This window comes from Micromonospora sp. NBC_00858, assembly GCF_045207365.1.
GTDB lineage: Bacteria > Actinomycetota > Actinomycetes > Mycobacteriales > Micromonosporaceae > Micromonospora.
In genome coordinates this window covers 7,204,131-7,224,495 of sequence record NZ_CP108828.1, presented here as the reverse complement: position 1 = coordinate 7,224,495, position 20,365 = coordinate 7,204,131, and the positions used below count along the sequence as shown (strand labels likewise).

The window sequence follows — 20,365 nt, the reverse complement described above, 5'->3', positions numbered from 1 at the left end:
TGGTCAGCGGGAGTGGTAGTTGGGCGCCTCGACGGTCATCTGGATGTCGTGCGGGTGGCTCTCCTTGAGCCCGGCCGCGGTGATCCGGATCAGCTGGCCACGCCGGTGCAGCTCGGGGATGCTCTCCGCGCCGACGTACCCCATCGCGGCGCGCAGCCCGCCAGTGAGCTGGTGGGCGACCGCGGACAGCGGGCCCCGGTAGGGCACCTGGCCCTCGACGCCCTCGGGGACCAGCTTGTCCTCGGCGAGCACGTCCTGCTGGAAGTACCGGTCCTTCGAGTACGACTTGGCCTGGCCCCGGGACTGCATCGCACCGAGCGAGCCCATCCCGCGGTACGCCTTGTACTGCTTGCCGTTGATGAAGATCAGGTCGCCCGGGCTCTCCTCGCAGCCGGCCAGCAGGCTGCCGAGCATCACCGTGTCGGCGCCGGCGACCAGTGCCTTGGCGATGTCGCCGGAGTATTGAATGCCGCCGTCGCCGATCACCGGCACGCCGGCCGGGCGGGCGGCTCGGGCCGCCTCCATGATCGCGGTGATCTGCGGCACGCCGACCCCGGCGACGATGCGGGTGGTGCAGATCGCGCCCGGACCCACGCCCACCTTGATCCCGTCGGCGCCGGCCTCGACCAACGCCCGCGCGCCGGCGTACGTGGCCACGTTGCCGCCCACGATGTCGATGGCGACGTCCTTCTTGAGCTGCCGGACCATGTCCAGCACGGCCCGCTGGTGGCCGTGCGCGGTGTCCACGATCAGCACGTCCACGCCCGCGTCGACCAGGGTGCGGGCCCGCTTGTACGCGTCCTCGCCGACCCCCACGGCGGCGGCCACCCGCAGTCGGCCCGCGTCGTCCTTGGTGGCGTCCGGGTACTGCTCGCTCTTGGTGAAGTCCTTGACGGTGATCAACCCGCGCAGCCGGCCCGAGTCGTCGACGATCGGCAGCTTCTCGATCTTGTGCTGGCGCAGCAGGTCCAGTGCCTCGTCCTTGCTCACCCCGACCCGGGCGGTGACCAGCGGCGTCCGGGTCATGATCTCCCGTACCGGGGTGTTCGGCTCGGAGACGAAGCGCATGTCGCGGTTGGTGACGATGCCGACGAGCTGGCCGTCGCCGTCCACCACCGGCACGCCGGAGATCCGGTACCGCCCGCACAGCTCGTCGACATCGCGCAGGGTGTCGTCGGGGCTGGCGGTCACCGGGTTGGTGATCATGCCGGACTCGGAGCGCTTGACCAGGTCGACCTGGAGGGCCTGGTCCTCCAGCGAGAGGTTGCGGTGCAGCACGCCGATGCCACCCTGGCGGGCCATGGCGATCGCCATCCGCGCCTCGGTGACGGTGTCCATGGCGCTGGAGAGCAGCGGGACGGTCAACTGGATGTTGCGGGTGAGGCGGGTGCGGGTGTTGACCCGGCTGGGAACCACGTCCGACTCGCCCGGCTGGAGCAGCACGTCATCGAAGGTGAGGCCGAGCGGAACCACCCGGGCCGAGCCGGCGGGCAGCTCGGGCAGGTGGCCGCCCAGGTCGGCGTGCTCGGCGCCGGCCGGAAGATCGTTGTTGGGCGAATTTTCCACGATTGCTCCCCTGAGCTGCTCGGATGGGCTTCAGCGAGGTGGCGCGGGCGGGCACCGGAACATGCCACGGTGCCGGCACGTCGTCCCATCGTACCCAGTGAGCTGGGCGACCTCTGCCGGTGGCGGGCCGGCCCGGCGCGGTGCCGGGGGCGGACGTCCCCGCCGCGTTGGGTCTACGGTGAGGGGGTGCACGAGGAGCCCATCGACCCGTTCAACGGCGACCCGGCCGACCCGACCGCGGGGCTGGACGATCCGGGCGACGACGCGACGCCGGATCCGCTGACCGACGTCGAGCGGCAGGATGTGCTGGAGGACCTCGCCGACCTGGAGATCTACCAGGCGCTGCTGGCGCCGATCGGGGTCCGCGGGCTGGTCATCGAATGCGAAGACTGCCGCGAGCCGCACTACTTCGACTGGGATCTGCTCCGGGGCAACCTGCGCCACCTGCTCAACTCGGGCCGTCCCCGGGTGCACGAGCCGGCGTACGACCCGGACCCGGACCACTACGTGACCTGGGACTATGCCCGCGGGTACGCCGACGGGGTGCACGACACCCTGACCGAGGGCACCGAGGACGAGCCGGGCGCTTCCCCCTCCACCGACTGACCCCCGTCCTGACCCCGCCGGCGTTCGCGCCGGCAAGATCGTGCTGCGACAAGGAAGCAGTGGCCTCCCGGTTCGGGGAGGCCACTGCATCCTGGATCGAGCACGATCAGGCACGTGGGTGGGTGGGTCAGGCGACCAGGCCGGCGCGGAACCCGGCGGCCACCGCGTGGGCGCGATCCCGGGCGCCGAGCTTGCGGAACAGCCGGCGGGCGTGGGTCTTGACGGTGTCCTCCGAGACGAACAACTCCCGGCCGATCTCCGCGTTGCTCTTGCCCTCGGCCATGCCCAGCAGCACCTGAAGCTCCCGCTCGGTGAGCCCGATCGACGCCCGGGCGGGCCGGGCAGCCGGGTTGGGACGGGGCGGGTCGCTCTGCTGGTCGGTCGCCGACTCACCGGTCGCCGGCTCAGGCTCGTCGTCGCCCCGCTGCACCGGCACCGACGGCACACCCGCCGGCCCCTCGCCGGGCGCGGCGGCCCAGCCCGGCTCGGCCGAACCGCGCAGCGACGGCGCGGAGCGGGCGGAACCCCCGACCGCCGCCGTGTCCCGGGCCGGATCGGTGGCCCGTTGCCGGGTGGCCCGGCCGGGCGCGGTGAGCAGCAGCAGCGCCTTGGCCACCGCGCTGGTCAGGTCGTGGTCGGCGTTCTGGATGAGGCCCCGGGCGCCGGCGCTGATGGTGGCCGCCGCCGCCTCGGACTCCTCGACGCCGAGCAGCAGCACCGCGGCCTGCGGCGCGCGGGCCAGCACCCGGCGCACGAAGCCGGCGCTGTCCGGCCGGGTGAGGGCCGTGTCGGCCAGCACCACGTCGGCCGGCCGCTCGGCCAGCCGCAGCATCACCTCGGGATCGGAGACAGCGGTACGAACGATCGCGGACAACCCCAGCCGCGCGGCCGCGGAAGTCAGGTGCTGGGCCGCGAGTGGTGTCCGAACGCACACAAGAACGCTACGCACTGTGATCTCCTCTCCGACCACGAGCAGACCATGACGGGGTCGGCCGGGGAGGGGGTTCCCGGCAATCCTCCGAACTTTTCCGACAGATGGGGCAAAAGCCGCAAGTTCTGGGGCGTTCTCGATCACAGAAGTGTGAGCCGGGGACAGCCCGGGTACCGAGAAATCCAGGCCGGAAACGGTGCGCCTGCGCGGCCCGCCGCCCGGAAGCCGGCCACAAGGATCTCGCGGTGCCGCGCGGGAGGAGGGGTGCTGATGTCGAACGTACGTAGACTGCCCGGACCCATCGTCGATCTCTGGGACTGGCAGCGTCTCGGTGCCTGCCGTGGGCGGGACAGCGCTCAGTTCTTCCACCCCGATGGCGAGCGGGGCTCCTCCCGGTTGCGTCGGGAGTCCTCCGCCAAGGCGGTCTGCCGTGCCTGCCCGGTCCGTGCCGAGTGCGCCGCGCACGCGCTGTCGGTCCGCGAGCCGTACGGCGTGTGGGGTGGCTTCAGCGAGTCGGAGCGGCTACGCCTGCTCGCCGTCGGCTGGGAGGACCTGGCGGACCGCCGGCAGGCCCGGGTCGACGTGACCCGACTGGAGGCCCGACTGGGCCACCCGCACAAGTCGACCGTCCCGGCCCAGCGCAACGTCGCCTGACCCGGCACTCCCCCGCGACACCGCGAACCGCGCCCCCACCCGCTGGGGGCGCGGTTTCCGCGTCTTCCGGGTCGGAGCGCACGGATCTTGGACAGTTTCCGTTAGCACGGAGCGGAAACTGTCCAAGATCTCCACGGGAAACCCCGCACCGCCGCCGCCCCGCGGTCAGCGGACGTTGACGGTGACCGTGTGCCAGCCGGTGGCACCGTCCGGGACCACACCCTGCTCGCGCTCGGTCTGGGTCTCCCCGGTCGCGTCGGTCGCCCGGACCTGGAGCCGGTGTTCGCCGGTCGTGGCGTCCCAGCGCCACGACCACTGCACCCAGGTGTCCACCGACACCGTCGGGGCCAGCTCCGCCTCCTGCCAGGGGCCGCCGTCGACGCGTACCTCGACCCGGCGGATGCCCCGGTGCTGCGCCCAGGCCACCCCGGCCACCGTCACCGGGCCGGCGGTCAGCCGGTTGCGCGAGCGCGGCGCGTCGATCCGCGACTGGGTCTTGATCGGCCCCTGGACGGACCAGCCCCGCGGCACCCAGTACGCGTCGAAGTCGGCGAACCGGGTCAGCTCCAGCTCGGTCACCCACTTGCACGCCGACACGTAGCCGTACAGGCCGGGCACCACCATGCGGACCGGGAAGCCGTGCTCGACCGGCAGCGGCTCCCCGTTCATGCCGATCGCCAGTAGCGCGTCCCGCCCGTCGCGCAGCGCGGCGGTGGGGGTGCCGCAGGTCCAGCCGTCGACCGACCGGCCGACGACCTGGTCTGCGTCCGCGTCCGGCTGGACCTCGTCCAGCAGTTCACGCAGGGGTACGCCGAGCCACCGGGCGTTGCCGATCAGGTCCCCGCCCACCTCGTTGGAGACGCAGGCCAGCGTGACGTACCGCTCGACCAACGGCCGGGCGAGCAGGTCGGCGTACGTGTAGGTGCGCTCGGTGCCGACCCGCCCATGGATCCGCAGCCGCCACGTCGCCGGGTCCACCTGCGGCACCACCAGCGCGGTGTCGATCCGGTAGAACCCGAAGTTCGGGGTGACGTACGGCGCGAGCTGGGCCAGCGAGAGGTCGGCGCCCGCCGGCAGGGCCGGTGCGGGGGCGACCGGCGCGGGCTGCCGGATCGCGTCCCGGGCCGCGGACACGCCGCGCCGCCCGGCCAGCCAGCGCCCGCCGAGTCCGGCCACCGTGGCCGTGCCCAGCAACACCCCGGCACCGGTGAGGAATCTCCGCCGCGACTCCGGGTTGACCCCGTCGTCCGACGCCCGCCCGACGGGCACCGGCGGCGCGGCCGGCGTCACCGGGACCGGCAAGCCGTCCGAGCCCACCGAGCCCGCGGGCGCGGCCGGCGCGGGTGGAGTGGGTGGGGACCAGGGCCACGGGTCCAGCTCCAGCGGACCGGCGATGAACATCCACAGCACCAGGGCACCGAGACCGCCGCCGACCAGCGATGGCAGCGCGTCGGCGGCGTCCGCGCCGGGACGGGTCAGCGCGGCGGCCACGCCGACGGCGGCGAACGCCGCGATGCCGGCCAGGCCGAGTGCCAACCGGCGCACCGCCAGCACTCCCAGCAGCGCGGCGAACGCTCCCAGCAGCAGCGCGGTGCCGACCAGGAGGGCGATCTTGTCGGCGGTGCCGAAGAGGTCGATGGCGAGCTGCTTCAGCGACTCCGGGACGGCGTCGACGACCACCCCGCCGACCGCGACCAACGGTGCCGACCGGGGCCCGGTCAGCACCGCCACCGGTTCCGCGATCCCGATCGCGACGGCGGCGGCGGTGACTCCGGCCAGCGCGGCGTACCGCCGCGACATGGTGCTCATCGGCCCAGTGTGCGCGGTCATCTCGCCCGGTCGCCAACCACGTCAGCGCTCGGTGCTGACCCCGGACACGGACCGGGGCACACCGTCGTCGACGGTGTGCCCCGGGAAGGTACCGCTACCGGGTCAGAAGCCCGGGCCGTGCTGGTGGCCGTGACCGTGGCCGTGCCCGCCGCCGGCGGCCGGCTCGGCCTGCTCCGGCTTCTCCACCACGAGGCTCTCCGTGGTGAGCAGCAGGCCGGCGATCGAGGCGGCGTTGGTGACCGCGTTGCGGGTCACCTTCACCGGGTCGATGATGCCGGCCTTGACCAGGTCGACGTACTCGCCGGTGGCGGCGTCGAGGCCGTGGCCCCACTCCTTGCCGGCAACCTTCTGGACCACGACGTAGCCGTCGTGGCCGGCGTTCTGCGCGATCCAGCGCAGCGGCTCGACCAGCGCCTTGCGCACGATCGAGACGCCGACCTTCTCCTCACCGGTGAAGCCCAGGTCGTCGTCGAGCACCGGAAGGATCTGCACCAGGGCGGCGCCGCCGCCGGGCACGGTGCCCTCCTCGACCGCAGCCTTGGTCGCCGCGATGGCGTCCTCAATGCGGTGCTTGCGCTCCTTCATCTCGACCTCGGTCGCCGCGCCCACCTTGATCACGGCGATGCCGCCGGAGAGCTTCGCCAGCCGCTCGGCCAGCTTCTCCCGGTCCCAGTCGGAGTCGGAGGCCTCGATCTCCTTGCGGATCTGGGCCACCCGGTCGGCAACGTCGGAGGACTGGCCGCCGCCGTCGACGATCGTGGTGTTCTCCTTGTCGACCACGACGCGCCGGGCGGTGCCGAGCACCTCCAGGCCGACCTGGTCGAGCTTGTAGCCCAGCTCCGGGGCGACCAGCTCGGCGCCGGTGGAGATCGCGATGTCCTGGAGCATGGCCTTGCGGCGGTCACCGAAGCCCGGGGCCTTCACGGCGCAGACCTTGAGGGTCTTGCGCAGCGAGTTGACCACCAGGGTGGAGAGCGCCTGGCCGTCCACGTCCTCGGCGATGATCAGCAGCGGCTTGCTGTTCTGCAGGACCTTCTCCAGCAGCGGCAGCAGCTCCTCGATCGCCGAGATCTTCTGGGTGGTGACCAGGATGTACGCGTCCTCAAGGACGGACTCCTGACCCTCCAGGTCGGTGACGAAGTTCGGCGAGATGAAGCCCTTGTCGAACTGGAGACCCTCGGTCACGTCCAGCTCGGTGGTGAGCGCGGAGCCCTCCTCGACGGTGATGACACCGTCGCGGCCGACCCGCTCCATCGCCTCGGCGATCAGCTCGCCGATGGTGGAGTCCTGCGCGGAGATCGTCGCCACGTTCGCGATCGACTCCTTGCCGGTGACCTCGGCGGCCCGGCCGAGCAGCGCCTCGGAGATCTTGGTGGCCGCCGCGTCGATGCCCCGCTTGAGGCCGGCCGGGTTGGTCCCGGCGGTGACGTTGCGCAGGCCCTCGCGGACCATCGCCTGGGCCAGCACGGTCGCGGTGGTGGTCCCGTCGCCGGCGACGTCGTTGGTCTTGGTCGCCACCTCCTTGACCAGCTGCGCGCCGAGGTTCTCGTAGGGATTGGTGAGCTCGATCTCCTTGGCGATGGTCACACCATCGTTGGTGATCGTCGGCGCACCGAATTTCTTGTCCAGGACGACGTTGCGCCCGCGCGGGCCGAGGGTGACCTTGACCGCGTCAGCGAGGGCGTTGACACCGTGCTCCAGCAGGTGCCGGGCGTCGTCCGAGAAGCTAAGGATCTTCGCCATGAATGTCCCTTCGAAGCGCCGTTGCCCCGGCCCGGCGAGCCGGACCGGGGCAACGACACTGATCGGTTGCTTACTTCTCGATGACCGCGAGGACGTCGCGGGCGGAGAGCACCAGGTACTCCTCGCCGGCGTACTTGACCTCGGTGCCGCCGTACTTCGAGTAGAGGACGGTGTCGCCGACCTTGACGTCAACCGGAACCCGGTTGCCGTTGTCGTCGACGCGCCCCGGGCCGACAGCGAGGACAGTGCCCTCCTGCGGCTTCTCCTTGGCGGTGTCGGGGATCACGATGCCCGACGCCGTGGTGGTCTCAGCCTCGTTCGCCTGGACCACGATGCGGTCCTCGAGCGGCTTGATCGCAACCTTGGTCGCGGTAGTCACGGGCATACCCTCCTGGGGTACTGGTTTCGTTGCCGGTCGGCGAGGCCAACCAGCGTCAATCTGCCTCATGCCACCGGGCGGGGCCGTCGTCGCGGGTGCCGGTCCGCCTGGCGTTTCGCACCCGGGTCGTGAGACCCGGGAGCTGGCACCCTCAGGGTGAGAGTGCTAATCGCAGGTTATTCCGTGGCTAGCACTCCGTCAAGGAGAGTGCCAACGCACCCTCCGCCGTGTCGCCACAGTTCCGCCAGTCGTTACCGCAACACGCCGGGAGCACCTCGCCGCACCGTGGCCATCTCCCTACCGTCGGTTGCCACCACCGGATGCCGACGAAGGGGAGCCGAGTGACCCGGATACCGACCCTGACGTTCCTGCACGAACAGCTACGCCGGGCACGCCAGGCGCGCGGGCTCAGCCAGGAGGAGCTGGGCAAGCTGGTCAACTACTCATCGTCGTACGTGAGTGCGGTCGAGATCGGGCAGAGCCCGGTCAAGCCGGACTACCTGGCCCGCATCGACTCAATCCTGGACACCGGCGGTCTCTTCGTCGGCATGCTGGAGCTGGTCCGCTTCCACGCCGCACCCGACTGGTTCCGCCCGTGGGACGAGATCGAGCGGGAGGCGGCTGCGCTGCGCTGGTACGACCCGACGGTGATCCCCGGCCTGCTCCAGTCCGAGGGGTACGCGCGGGCGATGCTCGGCGTGGGCGGCGAGCTGACCGCCGAGGAGGTGGAGACGCGGGTGGTGGCCCGGCTCGCCCGGCAGTCGCTGCTGACCGCCGACCCGCGTCCGCAGCTCGTCGCGGTGCTGGAGGAGCACACGCTGCGCCGGCAACTCGGCGACCGGGAGACCATGCGCGACCAGCTACAGCACCTGCTGGCCGTGGGCACCGCACCGAACGTGCAGGTCCGGGTCGTGCCGGCCGACGCCCCCTGGCATGTCGGGCTCAACGGCCCGTTCATCCTGGCCCGGCTTGAGAGCGGTGCCGAGCTGGTCCACCTGGACAACCAGCTCCGGGGGCAGACCGTGGACAGCCCGAACGACGTTGCCGCCCTGGAGCGGCGCTGGGAGACTGTCACCGGCGAGGCGCTGCCATGCCGGCAGTCCGCCCGGCTGATCGAGGAAGTGGTGCAGACATGGACCTGACCCACGCCACCTGGCGCAAGGCCTCCCGCAGCAACAGCAACGGCGGTGCCTGCGTCGAGGTCGCCGATAACCTGCCCGGCGTGGTCGCCGTGCGCGACAGCAAGGACCCGACCGGGCCGGCGCTCACCTTCACCCCGGCGAGCTGGCGGGCCTTCGTCGCCGCCACGCCCACCGACTGACACCACCGTCCAGCCAGCCCGGCCGGCCCGGGACAATGACCGGGTGGATCTCGACCAGCTCGCGGCGCTGCGTACCCCCGAGGGGTCGGCCGCGCTCGCGGCGGCGGCCGGGCTGGCCGGCGGTGACCCGCTGGCCGCGGCGTCGGCCCTGCGCGCGACCGGCGTGCCGCCGGCACTGGCCTCGGCGGCACTGACCCAGGCCGAGCTGCGGCACCGGGCGGTCGGCAAGTTCGGCCCGGCCGCCGCCGGGATGTTCCTCACCCGCGCCGGGCTGGAGCAGGCCACCCGCCGGGTGGTCGCCGACCGCCGCGCCGCCCGGCTGCGCGCGGCCGGCGTGCGCACCCTGGCCGACCTCGGGTGCGGGCTCGGCGCCGACGCGCTCGCCGCCGCCCGCGCCGGCATCCGGGTGTACGGGGTGGAGGCCGACCCGGTGACCGCAGCGATGGCCGCTGCCAACGCCGCCGCTGCCGGGCTGGCCGAGCTGTTCACGGTCGAGTGCGGCGACGCCACCACCTTCGACGTCTCCGGCGTCGACGGCGTCTTCTGCGACCCGGCCCGACGCCGCGCGGGCACCGGGCGACGGATCTTCGACCCGCGCGCCTACTCGCCGCCGTGGGACTTCGTCACCGGGCTGGCCGAGCGGGTGCCGCGCACCGTGGTGAAGGTCGCGCCGGGGTTGGACCACGCGCTCATCCCGACCGGCGCGGAGGCGGAGTGGGTCAGCGTGGACGGCGACCTGGTCGAGGCGGCGCTCTGGTGCGGTGAGCTGGCCGAGGTGACCCGCCGCGCCACCGTGTACCGGCAGGAGGCGGGCGGCGACGGGGTCCGCTGCCACCAGCTCACCGGCTCGGGTGCCGCCGAGGCGCCGGTCGGGCCGCCACGCCGCTACCTGTACGACCCGGATCCGGCGGTGGTCCGCGCGCACCTCGTCGCCGAACTGGCCGGCGAACTGGACGCCACCCTCGGCGACCCGAGCATCGCCTACCTCTACGCCGACCGCCCGACCCGCACCCCGTACGCGCGCTGCCTGGAGATCACCGATGTGCTGCCGTTCTCGCTGAAGCGGCTGCGGACGCTGCTGCGCGACCGCCGGGTGGGCCGGGTGGAGATCCTCAAGCGGGGTTCCGCGCTCACTCCGGAGCAGCTCCGGCGGGACCTGCGGCTGGCCGGTGACACGGCGGCGAGTCTGGTGCTCACCCGGGTCGCCGGGGCACCGACCGTGCTGATCTGCCGCCCGGTCGACTAGGTTCCAGAGTGTGGCGGGACAGGGCACTCCGGCGACAGCACTGCTGACCAAGCGCGGCATCGCGCACCGCACGCACCCGTACCGGGTGGCGCCGGACGCACCGAACTACGGCGCGCTGGTGGCGGCGGCGCTCGGCGTACCGCCGGAGCGCGTGTTCAAGTCGCTGGTGACCGACGTCGACGGCGCGCTCACCGTGGCGGTCGTCCCGGTCACCGGCGAGCTGGACCTCAAGGCGCTCGCCGCGGCGGTCGGCGGCAAGCGGGCCGCGCTGGCCGACCGGACGGTCGCCGAGCGGGCCACCGGCTACGTACGGGGCGGAATCAGCCCGCTCGGGCAGCGCCGACGGCTGCCCACCGTGCTGGACGACTCCGCGCTGGACCTGCCGACGATCTACGTCTCCGCTGGCCGGCGTGGTCTTGAGCTTGAGTTGACCGCCGCGGATCTGGTGGCGCTGACCGAAGCCCGGACCGCTCCACTCCAGGCCCACTGACCGCTCGGTCCAGGGAGGCCGACAGCGCCCAGGTCCGCGCCAGATGATCACCGGGTGACGGCCGCGTTGCCGAACTGTTACCCCGACGAACGAAGTCCCCGCCCCGGCAGTCTTGTGGACGCGGCGACAGCGCCATACGTTGCCGGGCACAACAAACACCACACTCCCCACCCCCGGAAAGGACCCTGCACATGCGTAAGGGGCTCCTCACCTTCGCCACCGCGGGCCTACTGGCCACCGGCGGCACGGCGGCCTGTGGCGACACGTTCGGCGGAGTCGACCAGGCTGGCTCCGCCAAGACCCCGAAGATCGGCGTGATCCTGCCGGACAGCAAGTCCTCGGCGCGCTGGGAGGGCGCCGACCGCAGGTTCCTGGAGGAGGCGTTCCAGCGCGCGGGGGTCAAGTACGACATCCAGAATGCCCAGGGTGACAAGAGTCAGTTCCAGACCATCGCCGAACAGATGATCACCAATGGCGTCACCACCCTGATGATCGTGAACCTGGACTCCGGCACCGGCAAGGCCGTACTCGACAAGGCGAGGTCACAGGGGGTCGCCACCATCGACTACGACCGGCTCACCGTGGGCGGCTCGGCGCTCTACTACGTCAGCTTCGACAACGAGGCCGTCGGCAAACTCCAGGGTGAGGGCCTGGTGAAGTGCCTGGCCGACAAGGGCGTGCGGAAGCCGGCGGTGTCCTATCTGAACGGTGCACCGACCGACAACAACGCCAGTCAGTTGAAGAGCGGCTACAACTCGGTGCTCCAGCCGAAGTTCGACGCGGGCGAGTACACCCAGGGACCGATGGACGCGGTGCCGGACTGGGACAACGCCCAGGCCGCCACGATCTTCGAGCAGCAGCTGACCCAGGCCGACGGCCGCATCGACGGGGTGATCGCCGCCAACGACGGCGTCGCCAACGCTGTCATCTCGGTACTGAAGAAGAACAAGCTCAACGGCAGGGTGCCGGTCACCGGCCAGGACGCTGACCCACAGGGCCTGCAGAACGTCCTCGCCGGCGACCAGTGCATGACGGTCTACAAAGCAATCAAGGAGGAGGCCGAGGCCGCGTCCGACCTCGCCGTCGCGGTGGCCCGGGGCAGGACCAAGGACACCGGGCAGACGGTCCGCGACCCGGAGACCGGCCGGGCCGTCCCCGCGGTCCTGCTGACCCCCCGGGCCGTCTACCGGGAGGACATCGCGGACGTCATCGCGGACGACTTCGTCACCCGGGACGAGGTCTGCTCCGGTGGATACGCCAAACTCTGCGCCGAAGCCGGCGTCCGCTGATCGGCGTCCAGGCGACTCCGCCGACCGGCACGGCAGCAGACCTCCGCGCCGGACGGTGCCCGCCGGGCGCGTCCCAGAGCATCCCCTCCATCCGAAGGAGACCCCCCGTGCCCGGGAGACCCCTGCTGGAACTCCGTGGGATCGACAAGAGCTTCGGTCCCGTCCAGGTGCTGCGCGACGTGGCCTTCTCGGCCCATCCGGGTGAGGTGACCGCGCTGGTCGGCGACAACGGCGCCGGCAAGTCGACCCTGGTCAAGTGCATCAGCGGTATCCACCCCACCGATGCCGGTGAGTTCCTCTTCAACGGCGAGCCGGTGACCATCAGCAGCCCCCGGGACGCCGCCGCCCTCGGCATCGAGATCGTCTACCAGGACCTCGCACTCTGCGAGAACCTCGACATCGTGCAGAACATGTTCCTCGGCCGGGAGAAACGCAACGGCATCGTGCTGGACGAGGCGACCATGGAGCAGATGGCCGCCGAGACGCTCGCCGGGCTCTCGGTCCGCAGCGTCACGTCGCTGCGGCAGCACGTCTCCAGCCTCTCCGGCGGGCAACGCCAGACCGTGGCCATCGCCAAGGCGGTGCTGTGGAACAACCGGCTGGTCATCCTCGACGAGCCGACCGCCGCCCTCGGCGTGGCGCAGACCGCCCAGGTCCTCGAACTGGTCCGCCGGCTGGCCGACAACGGTCTCGCCGTGGTGCTCATCTCGCACAACATGAACGACGTCTTCGCCATCTCCGACCGGATCGCCGCGCTGTACCTCGGCCAGATGGTCGCCCAGGTGAGGACCACCGAGATCACCCACGCCCAGGTGGTCGAGCTGATCACCTCCGGCCGCTCGGGCGGCTTCGGGCTCGCCGCCGACCCCGCCCCGGGCGGCACCGACAACGGCCTGTGGCCGGCCGATGTGAGCACAGGAGGCGTCCGATGACCACCACCGCCGTACGCCGGGATGACTCCCCGACCGTGCCCGAGGCGCCGACCATCGGCAGTCACCTGCGCACCTACCTGAGCAGGGTCCGCGGTGGTGACGTCGGTGGCCTACCGGCCGTCCTGGGGCTGGTCGTACTCGGCACGGTCTTCTCGATCATGCGGCCGTCGTTCCTGTCGGCCGGCAACTTCGCCAACCTGTTCACGCAGGGCGCGGCGGTCACGCTGATCGCCATGGGCCTGGTCTTCGTCCTGCTGCTCGGTGAGATCGACCTCTCCGCCGGCTTCGCCAGCGGCGTATGCGCTGCGGTACTGGCCAACGTGGCCTCCGTGCTCGGCTACCCGTGGTGGGTCGCGGTGCTCGCCGCGATCGTCACCGGGGTGCTCATCGGCACCACCCTCGGTTTCCTGGTCACAAAGATCGGCATTCCGTCCTTCGTGGTCACCCTCGCCGGCTTCCTCGCCTTCCAGGGCATCGTGCTGATGCTGATGAAGGAGGGCCGGAACATCTCGGTCCGCGACGACGTGCTGCTCGCCATCGCCAACCGCACCCTCAGCCCGGCCGCCGGTTGGCTGCTGGCCGCCGTGGCGATCACCGGCTTCGCGGCGGCGCAACTGCTGCGGCACCGCAACCGGGCCGCTCGCGGGCTCGTCACCGACCCGTTCGCGGTGGTCGTCGCGCGCATCGCCGGGCTTGCACTCCTGCTGGGCGTGGCGGTGTTCATCCTCAACCTCGAGCGCAGCCGCAACGTGCCGGCCGTCTCGCTGCGGGGCGTACCGGTGGTGGTGCCGATCATGGCGGCGCTGCTCGTTCTGCTGACCTTTGTGCTGCAACGCACCAGCTACGGCCGGCACGTCTACGCGGTCGGCGGCAACAAGGAGGCGGCCCGCCGTGCCGGCATCGACGTCGACCGCATCCGCATCTCGGTCTTCGTGATCTGCTCGTCGATGGCCGCGGTCGGCGGCATCGTCGCGGCCAGCCGGGCCAACTCCGTCGATCCGAACACCGGGGGCAGTAACGTACTGCTCTATGCCGTCGGCGCGGCGGTGATCGGCGGCACCAGCCTCTTCGGCGGCAAGGGCCGCATCCTCGACGCCGTGCTCGGTGGGGCGGTGGTCGCGGTCATCGACAACGGGATGGGCCTGATGGGGTACAGCGCGGGGGTCAAGTACGTGGTCACCGGCGTGGTGCTGCTGCTCGCCGCCAGCGTCGACGCCTTCTCCCGTCGCCGCTCGGCCACGACCGGCACCCGCTGACGGCGGGCATCGCGGTGTCGTCGACCATGCGCACCGGGCCGAGTCAGGACGAGATCCGCCGGCAGAACCTCGGCGCCCTGCTGCGCCACGTGCACGTCCATGGGGCGACCACCCGCGCCGAGCTGACCACCACGCTGGGGTTGAACCGCAGCACCATCGGCGCGTTGACCGCCGACCTGGCCGGTGCCGGGCTGGTCACCGAGGCGACGCCGAAGCAGACCAGGCGTGCCGGCCGACCGTCCCTGGAGGTCCGGCCCGAGTCGGTCCGGGTCTACGCGTACGCGTACTCCATTGAGGTGGACCGGCTGCGGGCCGCCCGGGTCGGTCTCGGTGGCGCGGTGCTGGACCGCCGGGAGCTGGACCGGCCCCGGGGGTTGCTGGCCGCGGAGGCCGCGCCGCTGCTGGCCGGGGCGGCCAAGGAGATGCAGCAGGCGGTGCCAGCCGGCGCGATGTGCGTCGGCACCGGCGTCGCCGTCTGCGGGATGGTGCGCCGCGACGACGGCCTGGCCCTGCTCGCGCCGACCAGCGGTTGGGTGGACGAGCCGATCGGCGCGGCGCTCAGCGCGGAGCTGGGCCTGGACCAGCCGATCACCGTGGGCAACGTGGCCGACGTGGCCGCCGTCGCCGAGCACGCCCGGGGAGTGGCAGCCGGCTGCGACGACGTCATCTACCTGTACGGCGACGTCGGGGTGGGAGCCGGGATCATCGCCGGCGGGCGCCGGTTGACCGGGCACGGCGGGTACGGCGGCGAGGTCGGCCACATGAAGGTGGTCCGCGAGGGCGAGCCCTGCGAGTGCGGCTCCCGGGGCTGCTGGCAGACCGTGATCGGTGAGTACGGCCTGTTCCGTGCCGCCAGCCGGCCGGACGCCCGCGGCCGGGACGCGCTGCTGGCGCTCTTCGACGCCGCCGGCCGGGGCGACGCCCGCGCCCAGACGGCGGTTCGCCAGGCGGGTGACTGGCTCGGCTTCGGCGTGGCCAACCTGGTGAACATCTTCAACCCGGAGATGGTCATCTTCGGTGGCACCATCCGCGACCTGTACCTCGCCTCGGCGGCCCAGGTACGCAGCCGGCTCAACTCCAACGCGCTCGGTGCCTGCCTGGAGCACGTCCGCCTGCGGACGCCCAAGCTGGGCCAGGACGCGGCCCTGATCGGTGCGGCCGAGCTGGCGTTCGAGCGACTGCTCGCGGACCCGCTCGACGCCGGCTGAGCGCGTACCCTGTCCGGCGTGGATGTCGAGCTGCGCGCCTCCGACGACGACCGCAACCGGGTGGTCGCCGAGTTGCACCGGCACACCACGGCGGGCCGGCTAACCCTGGACGAGTTCTCCGACCGGGTCGGTGCGGTGTGGACCGCACGCACCCTCGGTGACCTGGCCGCGCTCACCCGCGACCTGCCGGTCCTGCCCGCCCCGTCCGCCAACGCGACGGCCGACGGCGACCACGCCGGGCAAGGCCGTCGAGAGCTGCTGGTGCTCTTCGCCGTCGCCGCGCTGACCCTGCTGCTGCTCGGCGGGTTCCTCGCCGTCACCCGCTGATCCGGGCCACCGCCGGGTGGGGCTCGGTCGCGCCCCACCCGACAGCCCGCCGGTCAGCTGTGGGAGCTGACCCGCTTGATGTTGACCACGCCCTCCTCGTCGAACACTTCGAGGATCTGGGTGGAGAAGCTACGCCGACCACGCCGGGTGAGGTCCACCCCGTCGTGGATCTTCACCCGGTCGGCGCCGTTGTGCTCGGCGAAGACGTCGACGGCCTGGCCGTTCCTGATGTCGGCACAGACCTTGACGGTCCGGGTGCCGTCGGCCTCCTCGTCCACAACGACGAGGCCCCGGTCGATGGGAAGTTTCACTGCACGACCCCTCTCTGGTCTCAGTGGCGGTGCTGGAATCTCGGACGTTGCTGGCGCTGTCGAGGACGATCAGCCGTACTGGCAGGACGCGGCCGACCCGACGGTCGTGCTGCCGGACTTCTTCTCGCAGCACTGGCACCAGAGGAAGCCGCCGGAGGTCGTACACGACCAGGTGTAGTTCGTGGCCGCCCGGCACGAACTGAAACTGATGAACTTGCTGCTGGGCGGCGGGAAGACCAGGTTGCAGCACTGGTAGTTGGCCGCCATCGCCGGCGTGGACCGGGCGAACACCGCGCCCGAGGTGACCAGGCCGATCGCGCCCAACTTGGCGAGGAACCCACGCCGGGTCCCGCCTCCACGAGACCGGGGGGCCTCGTGTTCGTCGTTGCTCATACCGCCTCCTTCGTTGCCTGCACCGCGGCACGGACTGCCGCGACATCGGTGAACAACAATGCGGAAACCAGCCGTCCGTCCTTGACGACCGCAGCGGACGGGCTGATCTTGACGCCGAACTCGGTGGAGACCCAGGCCGCGCCCTCGTCGATGAGGTACGGCAACCGGGCGAGGCCATGACGCTGGACGAACTCGACCGCGTCGCCGAACGTGGCAGAGGTGACGACGACACCGACATCGCCGGTGTCGGGTTGATGAGCGAGCTGCGTTGCGACGTCCTCGCAGCTCGCACAACTCGTGCTGAGCACCAGGAGCAGGTACGGCCCGCCGGTGCCGAACCGGGCGAACGGCTCTGGCCACGTGCCCGGCCGGGAGCCGAACCGGGCGCCTTCAAGCGGTCGTACCCCGGTGCCGCCGGGGGTCGACTCGGGCGAGCCCTCCAGTCCGCCGGTCCGGGCGTACATCTCGCCGGCCATGGCGAACAGCAGCACGACGGCACCCGCCACGAGCAGCATCACGATGATGGTCAGGTAGTTCATCGAGGCCCTTCCTTCATGCGGTCGAGGTGTCGGCCGGTCGTGGCTCCGGCTCGGGAGCCGGGGCCGGCGGATGCAGCGGCGAGGTGGCCCGGGTGGATCCGCCGAACATGACCCGCGTCCATTCGCCGGCGTAGCAGAAGACGCCGCAGGTGGTGGTGATGCCGAACCGGCCCGGGGCCCGCGACGCGCCCACGTGCCGTGGGATGCCGCCCATCGAGTAGACGCTGTCCAGGTCCTGCCAGAGCGAGATGCTGAGCACCACCCGCTGCCGCCAGTCGACCAGCACCTTGATGCCGAGGTATCCCTTGGCGGCCCGCCGGACGTGCCGTTTCAGGCGTAGGTGCAGCACCAGGATCAGCAGCACCTTGGGCAGGCTGCCGCAGTTGAACCGGGTCACCACGACCTGCCCCTTGGCGGGGTCCGGCTCCAGCACCGGGGTCATGTCTGGACGACCGTCGCGACGAGGGACAGCGCGACGGCCAGGATCGTCACGCCTGAGACGCGCCGTGCCCGGACCACCCATTTCCGACTCCTCTTCTCCGGTAGGTCGGCATACCTGGTCAGGCTCCACAGCGACACCAGCAGGCTGGCGACGAGGACGACGCAGAAGAGCACCAACGGCGCCGACCCGGCGTCCACCAGCAGGACGGCAGCGAGCGAGAGCCAGATCAGCGACACCGTCTTCTGTGTGGTGAAGAGCAGTCCCAGGTCAATGCCCCAGACCACGCCGAGCGTCCCGCCCGGCAGGGTGCGGACCAGCCGCTGCGGGACCTGCCGCCAGATGTGCGGGGTACGGTCGCGCACATCGGACACGCCCAGCCATCCGGCGACTGCCGCCAACAGCACCAGCCGTAGCCACTCGGGCAGCGCCTGCTGGAGCAGGGAGCCCGCGAAATACACCGGAACCGCGAGGATCACACCGGCGATCAGCCCGCCGACCGCGAGGCCGACGAGGAACCGGACGCCCTCGAACGCGTTCCGCCGCAACATGGGACCGGCGACCCCGGCCATGGACACGCCTCAAGGGCTGAGGGCCTGCAGCATGGCTCCGGTTATGCCGAGGACGACCCAGAGGACCATGGCGGACTCCTTCCCAGTTGACGGCGGGTGCGACGGCGGGTTGGTCCTACACGCGCTGGCGGATCGGCGAAACCGTCGACCGCAGCATGGTGAAGTCGGTGAACGCCAAGGCGGAGATCAGCATCCCGTCCCGGAACACGAGGGCGGCCGGGCTGACCGCGATGCCGAACTCGCCGGCAACCCAGTCACCGCCCTCGTCGACGTGGTGCGGCAGCCGGGCCAGCCCGTTCGTGGCGACGAACTCCGCGCCGGCGGCGGCATCCGCGGTGGAGACGGCCACGGCGATGTCCGCCACGTCGGCGTGGTCGGCGAGTTGGCCGGCCACCGTACGGCAACTGGAGCAGGCCGTGCTGAGCACCAGGACGATCCGCAGCGGCCCGTCGCCGAATCCGGCCAGACCGGCGGGCCAGGCGGCCGGCACCCGGCCGACGTGGGCCTCCTCCAGTAGTCGGATACCGCTGCCCTGGGACGGGGTGACGCCCGCGCGGTCGGCGAGCTGACCGAGCATCGCGAAGAGGACCACCACGCCCCCGGCGAGGACCAGAAGGGCGATCCCGAACACGTACGTCATGGCGCACTCCTCAGTCGTGTGTGGCGGCCGTCGGCCGGGGGCGGACCAGCTCACGAACCATGTCCCGCCAGATCCAGACGGCGAGCAGCACCGTCAGGCCGGCGACGCCGATCGGGAGCAGGTCGGGGCGGGGGACGGCGTCCGCGCCGCCGCGGAGCACGACGAGCGCCCCGGCACCGAGAGCGAGCCCGACGAGCACCGACCGGAGGCCCAGCGGGCGACTGTCGCGTTGCCCGAAGCAACCGCACGGCGTGGCGAGGCCGCGTGCCCGGCCGACCAGCCCGGCGCCGGCGAAGAGCAGGCCGAGCACGCCGGCGACCGCCGCTCCGGCGGTGCGCAGGCTGGGAACGATGAGGGCGATGCCGGTGAGCGTCTCCACCACGGCCAGCAGGCGTACCGCTCGCTGCGCTCTGGTCTCGGGCAGCCGGAGCAGCGCCGCTACCGCCGCCCGGCTCGCTTCGGGAGCAGCTAGCTTGCCGAGCCCGGCGGAGACGAAGACGGCGGTGGTTCCACAGATGATCAGGCCCACAGCGAGGGCGGAACCGGTCATGCTCCGGTCACCCGTGTCCGGGCATAGGTCATCGACACCGCGCCACCCCCGTGTTGACCGGCCTTCCCCCTGAGGGATTCACCTTCGCCGATCGATCGTCGCTCTGCGAGACCCAATTCTTACGGTGCGCATCGATGAGCGTCAAGGTTCACGGGAAGGCTTATTTGCTGTGGTCGATTCCTCTGGCCGCCCATCCCATCCGGCGTGGATGTCGCGCCGCGCGCCTTCGACGACAACCACAACCGGGTCGCCCGGCGGCTCCCACACCACACCCGCCGAGCCGGGCCGTCCGATGAACTAATCGGGCGGTCAGTCCGTACCAGTGGACGGACGGGCAGCCGGCAGGGGTGCGGCTGGCCGGTCCAGACGCGTATCGGTCGGGACCGAGGAGGCACCGCAGACATGGCACCGCTCAGATCCGCCCGTCGCCGGCTGGGCAACCGGACCCACCGGGCGGCGATGTTGCTCATCGCCATCGTCGCGGGGGTCGGTGTCCTGCCCGGCGTGGCCGTCGCCGCGCCCGCCGGCGGGCAGCAGCTCAACGCCGCCGACATGACCCTGCTCAACGGCGTACGGCTGGCCGGACTGTGGGAGATGCCGGCCGGTCAGATGGCCGCCGAGAAGGGGCAGTCGGCCAAGGTCCGGGAGATCGGCGCGGGCATCGCCAACGAGCACCAGGAACTCGACCAGCTCGTCGTGAACGCCGCCAACAAGCTGGGCGCGACCATCCCGAGCGAGCCGACCGCCGAGCAGAAGGGCTGGCTGTCGGAGATGCAGAAGGCCTCCGGCGCCCGGTTCGACCAGATCTTCGTCACCCGGCTCCGAGTGGCTCACGGCAAGATCTTCCCGGTGATCGGCGCGGTACGGGCCAGCACCCGGGACGCCACCGTCCGCAAGCTCTGCGACGACGCCAACGGGTTCGTGATGCACCACATGCAGATGCTGGAGAGCACCGGGCTGGTCCGCTGGCCCGAGCTGCCACCGGCGGCGCTGCCCGCCCCCGGCAACGACGGCCTGCTGGCCGCCGCCGCGGCGAACACCGGCCCACAGGTCGGCGTCAGCAGCACCGTCGTCTGGCTGGTCTTCCTCGCCGCGCTGGGCACCGGCGGGATCGCCACCTACCGGATGCTGCGCCGCACCTGA

Annotated in this window: 24 protein-coding genes; 12 read left to right on the top strand and 12 right to left on the bottom strand. The window is 71.7% G+C overall.

The genetic code is table 11. The features are described 5' to 3' along the window. Positions 1 to 3: 3 nt before the first annotated feature. Positions 4 to 1,566 carry an IMP dehydrogenase gene (guaB, locus tag OG990_RS33725; RefSeq protein WP_406078298.1) on the bottom strand — a complete coding sequence of 521 codons (1,563 nt, stop codon included), beginning with the start codon at positions 1,564 to 1,566 and terminating at the stop codon, positions 4 to 6. 186 nt (positions 1,567 to 1,752) lie between these two features. Between guaB and OG990_RS33720 the strand changes: the two genes are divergently transcribed. Beyond that, positions 1,753 to 2,172, top strand: a complete 420-nt coding sequence (locus OG990_RS33720) for a DUF5319 domain-containing protein (protein ID WP_386987663.1) — start codon at positions 1,753 to 1,755, stop codon at positions 2,170 to 2,172. Positions 2,173 to 2,299: 127 nt separating this feature from the next. Here the strand turns inward: OG990_RS33720 and OG990_RS33715 are convergent, their stop codons facing one another. Continuing rightward, the gene (locus OG990_RS33715; protein ID WP_406078296.1) at positions 2,300 to 3,121 is read right to left on the bottom strand and encodes a response regulator transcription factor; all 822 of its coding nucleotides are present in this window, start codon (positions 3,119 to 3,121) and stop codon (positions 2,300 to 2,302) included. 252 nt (positions 3,122 to 3,373) lie between these two features. On the opposite strand from OG990_RS33715, the gene OG990_RS33710 reads away from it, so the two are divergent. Continuing rightward, a complete protein-coding gene (locus tag OG990_RS33710) occupies positions 3,374 to 3,757 on the top strand; it encodes a WhiB family transcriptional regulator (protein ID WP_328420336.1) in 384 nt (127 codons plus the stop codon). Positions 3,758 to 3,922: 165 nt separating this feature from the next. On the opposite strand, the gene OG990_RS33705 is transcribed toward OG990_RS33710, so the two are convergent. The 3 genes from OG990_RS33705 to groES form a co-directional block, all read right to left on the bottom strand. After that, positions 3,923 to 5,566 (bottom strand): molybdopterin-dependent oxidoreductase, encoded by a 1,644-nt coding sequence (locus OG990_RS33705; protein WP_406078295.1) that lies wholly within the window; start codon positions 5,564 to 5,566, stop codon positions 3,923 to 3,925. Positions 5,567 to 5,689: 123 nt separating this feature from the next. Then, a complete protein-coding gene (gene groL / locus OG990_RS33700; protein WP_328420342.1) occupies positions 5,690 to 7,330 on the bottom strand; it encodes a chaperonin GroEL in 1,641 nt (546 codons plus the stop codon). A 70-nt stretch (positions 7,331 to 7,400) separates the two neighbouring features. After that, positions 7,401 to 7,715, bottom strand: a complete 315-nt coding sequence (groES, locus tag OG990_RS33695) for a co-chaperone GroES (protein WP_130404589.1) — start codon at positions 7,713 to 7,715, stop codon at positions 7,401 to 7,403. 335 nt (positions 7,716 to 8,050) lie between these two features. Here groES and OG990_RS33690 point away from each other — a divergent pair, with 335 nt between their 5' ends. From OG990_RS33690 to OG990_RS33650, 9 genes are all read left to right on the top strand, one after another. Further along, on the top strand, positions 8,051 to 8,851 hold the full coding sequence (locus tag OG990_RS33690) for a Scr1 family TA system antitoxin-like transcriptional regulator (protein ID WP_406078294.1): 801 nt from the start codon (positions 8,051 to 8,053) through the stop codon (positions 8,849 to 8,851). Continuing rightward, complete coding sequence (locus OG990_RS33685; protein WP_210913918.1) at positions 8,842 to 9,030, top strand: DUF397 domain-containing protein; 189 nt, start codon at positions 8,842 to 8,844, stop codon at positions 9,028 to 9,030. The genes OG990_RS33690 and OG990_RS33685 overlap by 10 nt, the downstream gene beginning before the upstream one ends. A 43-nt stretch (positions 9,031 to 9,073) precedes the next feature. Then, entirely contained in the window at positions 9,074 to 10,276 is a 1,203-nt protein-coding gene (locus OG990_RS33680) for a THUMP-like domain-containing protein (RefSeq protein ID WP_406078293.1), read from the top strand. Between the two features lie 10 nt (positions 10,277 to 10,286). After that, positions 10,287 to 10,766: a Cys-tRNA(Pro) deacylase gene (gene ybaK / locus OG990_RS33675; RefSeq protein ID WP_406078292.1), complete on the top strand. Its 480-nt coding sequence runs from the start codon at positions 10,287 to 10,289 to the stop codon at positions 10,764 to 10,766. 191 nt (positions 10,767 to 10,957) lie between these two features. Next, positions 10,958 to 12,055: a substrate-binding domain-containing protein gene (locus tag OG990_RS33670; protein ID WP_328420356.1), complete on the top strand. Its 1,098-nt coding sequence runs from the start codon at positions 10,958 to 10,960 to the stop codon at positions 12,053 to 12,055. Positions 12,056 to 12,162: 107 nt separating this feature from the next. Further along, positions 12,163 to 12,987, top strand: coding sequence for an ATP-binding cassette domain-containing protein (locus OG990_RS33665; protein ID WP_406078291.1), 825 nt, complete (start codon positions 12,163 to 12,165; stop codon positions 12,985 to 12,987). Further along, on the top strand, positions 12,984 to 14,243 hold the full coding sequence (locus OG990_RS33660) for a sugar ABC transporter permease (protein WP_406078290.1): 1,260 nt from the start codon (positions 12,984 to 12,986) through the stop codon (positions 14,241 to 14,243). The genes OG990_RS33665 and OG990_RS33660 overlap by 4 nt, the downstream gene beginning before the upstream one ends. Positions 14,244 to 14,269: 26 nt before the next feature. Next, positions 14,270 to 15,451, top strand: a complete 1,182-nt coding sequence (locus OG990_RS33655; protein WP_328420362.1) for an ROK family transcriptional regulator — start codon at positions 14,270 to 14,272, stop codon at positions 15,449 to 15,451. Between the two features lie 18 nt (positions 15,452 to 15,469). Beyond that, positions 15,470 to 15,778, top strand: a complete 309-nt coding sequence (locus OG990_RS33650; RefSeq protein WP_406078289.1) for a DUF1707 domain-containing protein — start codon at positions 15,470 to 15,472, stop codon at positions 15,776 to 15,778. Positions 15,779 to 15,831: 53 nt separating this feature from the next. Here the strand turns inward: OG990_RS33650 and OG990_RS33645 are convergent, their stop codons facing one another. From OG990_RS33645 to OG990_RS33615, 7 genes are all read right to left on the bottom strand, one after another. Further along, on the bottom strand, positions 15,832 to 16,089 hold the full coding sequence (locus tag OG990_RS33645; RefSeq protein ID WP_328420366.1) for a hypothetical protein: 258 nt from the start codon (positions 16,087 to 16,089) through the stop codon (positions 15,832 to 15,834). 69 nt (positions 16,090 to 16,158) lie between these two features. After that, positions 16,159 to 16,482, bottom strand: a complete 324-nt coding sequence (locus tag OG990_RS33640; protein ID WP_355608172.1) for a hypothetical protein — start codon at positions 16,480 to 16,482, stop codon at positions 16,159 to 16,161. Beyond that, the gene (locus OG990_RS33635) at positions 16,479 to 17,021 is read right to left on the bottom strand and encodes a hypothetical protein (RefSeq protein WP_406078288.1); all 543 of its coding nucleotides are present in this window, start codon (positions 17,019 to 17,021) and stop codon (positions 16,479 to 16,481) included. Before OG990_RS33635 ends, OG990_RS33640 begins: the two co-directional genes overlap by 4 nt. A gap of 13 nt (positions 17,022 to 17,034) precedes the next feature. Continuing rightward, entirely contained in the window at positions 17,035 to 17,463 is a 429-nt protein-coding gene (locus OG990_RS33630; protein WP_406078287.1) for a hypothetical protein, read from the bottom strand. Further along, positions 17,460 to 18,032, bottom strand: a complete 573-nt coding sequence (locus OG990_RS33625; RefSeq protein ID WP_328420374.1) for a hypothetical protein — start codon at positions 18,030 to 18,032, stop codon at positions 17,460 to 17,462. The genes OG990_RS33630 and OG990_RS33625 overlap by 4 nt, the downstream gene beginning before the upstream one ends. Positions 18,033 to 18,147: 115 nt before the next feature. Beyond that, positions 18,148 to 18,672, bottom strand: a complete 525-nt coding sequence (locus tag OG990_RS33620; protein ID WP_406078286.1) for a hypothetical protein — start codon at positions 18,670 to 18,672, stop codon at positions 18,148 to 18,150. 10 nt (positions 18,673 to 18,682) lie between these two features. After that, entirely contained in the window at positions 18,683 to 19,222 is a 540-nt protein-coding gene (locus tag OG990_RS33615; protein ID WP_406078285.1) for a MauE/DoxX family redox-associated membrane protein, read from the bottom strand. Positions 19,223 to 19,624: 402 nt separating this feature from the next. Here OG990_RS33615 and OG990_RS33610 point away from each other — a divergent pair, with 402 nt between their 5' ends. Then, a complete protein-coding gene (locus OG990_RS33610) occupies positions 19,625 to 20,365 on the top strand; it encodes a DUF4142 domain-containing protein (protein ID WP_328420380.1) in 741 nt (246 codons plus the stop codon).

Coding starts and splice junctions, on each gene's coding strand:
- OG990_RS33710 (WP_328420336.1), top strand. CDS start 3,374: ATGTCGAACGTACGTAGACTGCCCGGACCCATCGTCGATCTCTGGGAC.
- OG990_RS33705 (WP_406078295.1), bottom strand. CDS start 5,566: ATGAGCACCATGTCGCGGCGGTACGCCGCGCTGGCCGGAGTCACCGCC.
- groL (WP_328420342.1), bottom strand. CDS start 7,330: ATGGCGAAGATCCTTAGCTTCTCGGACGACGCCCGGCACCTGCTGGAG.
- groES (WP_130404589.1), bottom strand. CDS start 7,715: ATGCCCGTGACTACCGCGACCAAGGTTGCGATCAAGCCGCTCGAGGAC.
- OG990_RS33685 (WP_210913918.1), top strand. CDS start 8,842: ATGGACCTGACCCACGCCACCTGGCGCAAGGCCTCCCGCAGCAACAGC.
- OG990_RS33670 (WP_328420356.1), top strand. CDS start 10,958: ATGCGTAAGGGGCTCCTCACCTTCGCCACCGCGGGCCTACTGGCCACC.
- OG990_RS33660 (WP_406078290.1), top strand. CDS start 12,984: ATGACCACCACCGCCGTACGCCGGGATGACTCCCCGACCGTGCCCGAG.
- OG990_RS33655 (WP_328420362.1), top strand. CDS start 14,270: ATGCGCACCGGGCCGAGTCAGGACGAGATCCGCCGGCAGAACCTCGGC.
- OG990_RS33640 (WP_355608172.1), bottom strand. CDS start 16,482: ATGAGCAACGACGAACACGAGGCCCCCCGGTCTCGTGGAGGCGGGACC.
- OG990_RS33635 (WP_406078288.1), bottom strand. CDS start 17,021: ATGAACTACCTGACCATCATCGTGATGCTGCTCGTGGCGGGTGCCGTC.
- OG990_RS33630 (WP_406078287.1), bottom strand. CDS start 17,463: ATGACCCCGGTGCTGGAGCCGGACCCCGCCAAGGGGCAGGTCGTGGTG.
- OG990_RS33625 (WP_328420374.1), bottom strand. CDS start 18,032: ATGGCCGGGGTCGCCGGTCCCATGTTGCGGCGGAACGCGTTCGAGGGC.
- OG990_RS33620 (WP_406078286.1), bottom strand. CDS start 18,672: ATGACGTACGTGTTCGGGATCGCCCTTCTGGTCCTCGCCGGGGGCGTG.
- OG990_RS33615 (WP_406078285.1), bottom strand. CDS start 19,222: ATGACCGGTTCCGCCCTCGCTGTGGGCCTGATCATCTGTGGAACCACC.
- OG990_RS33610 (WP_328420380.1), top strand. CDS start 19,625: ATGGCACCGCTCAGATCCGCCCGTCGCCGGCTGGGCAACCGGACCCAC.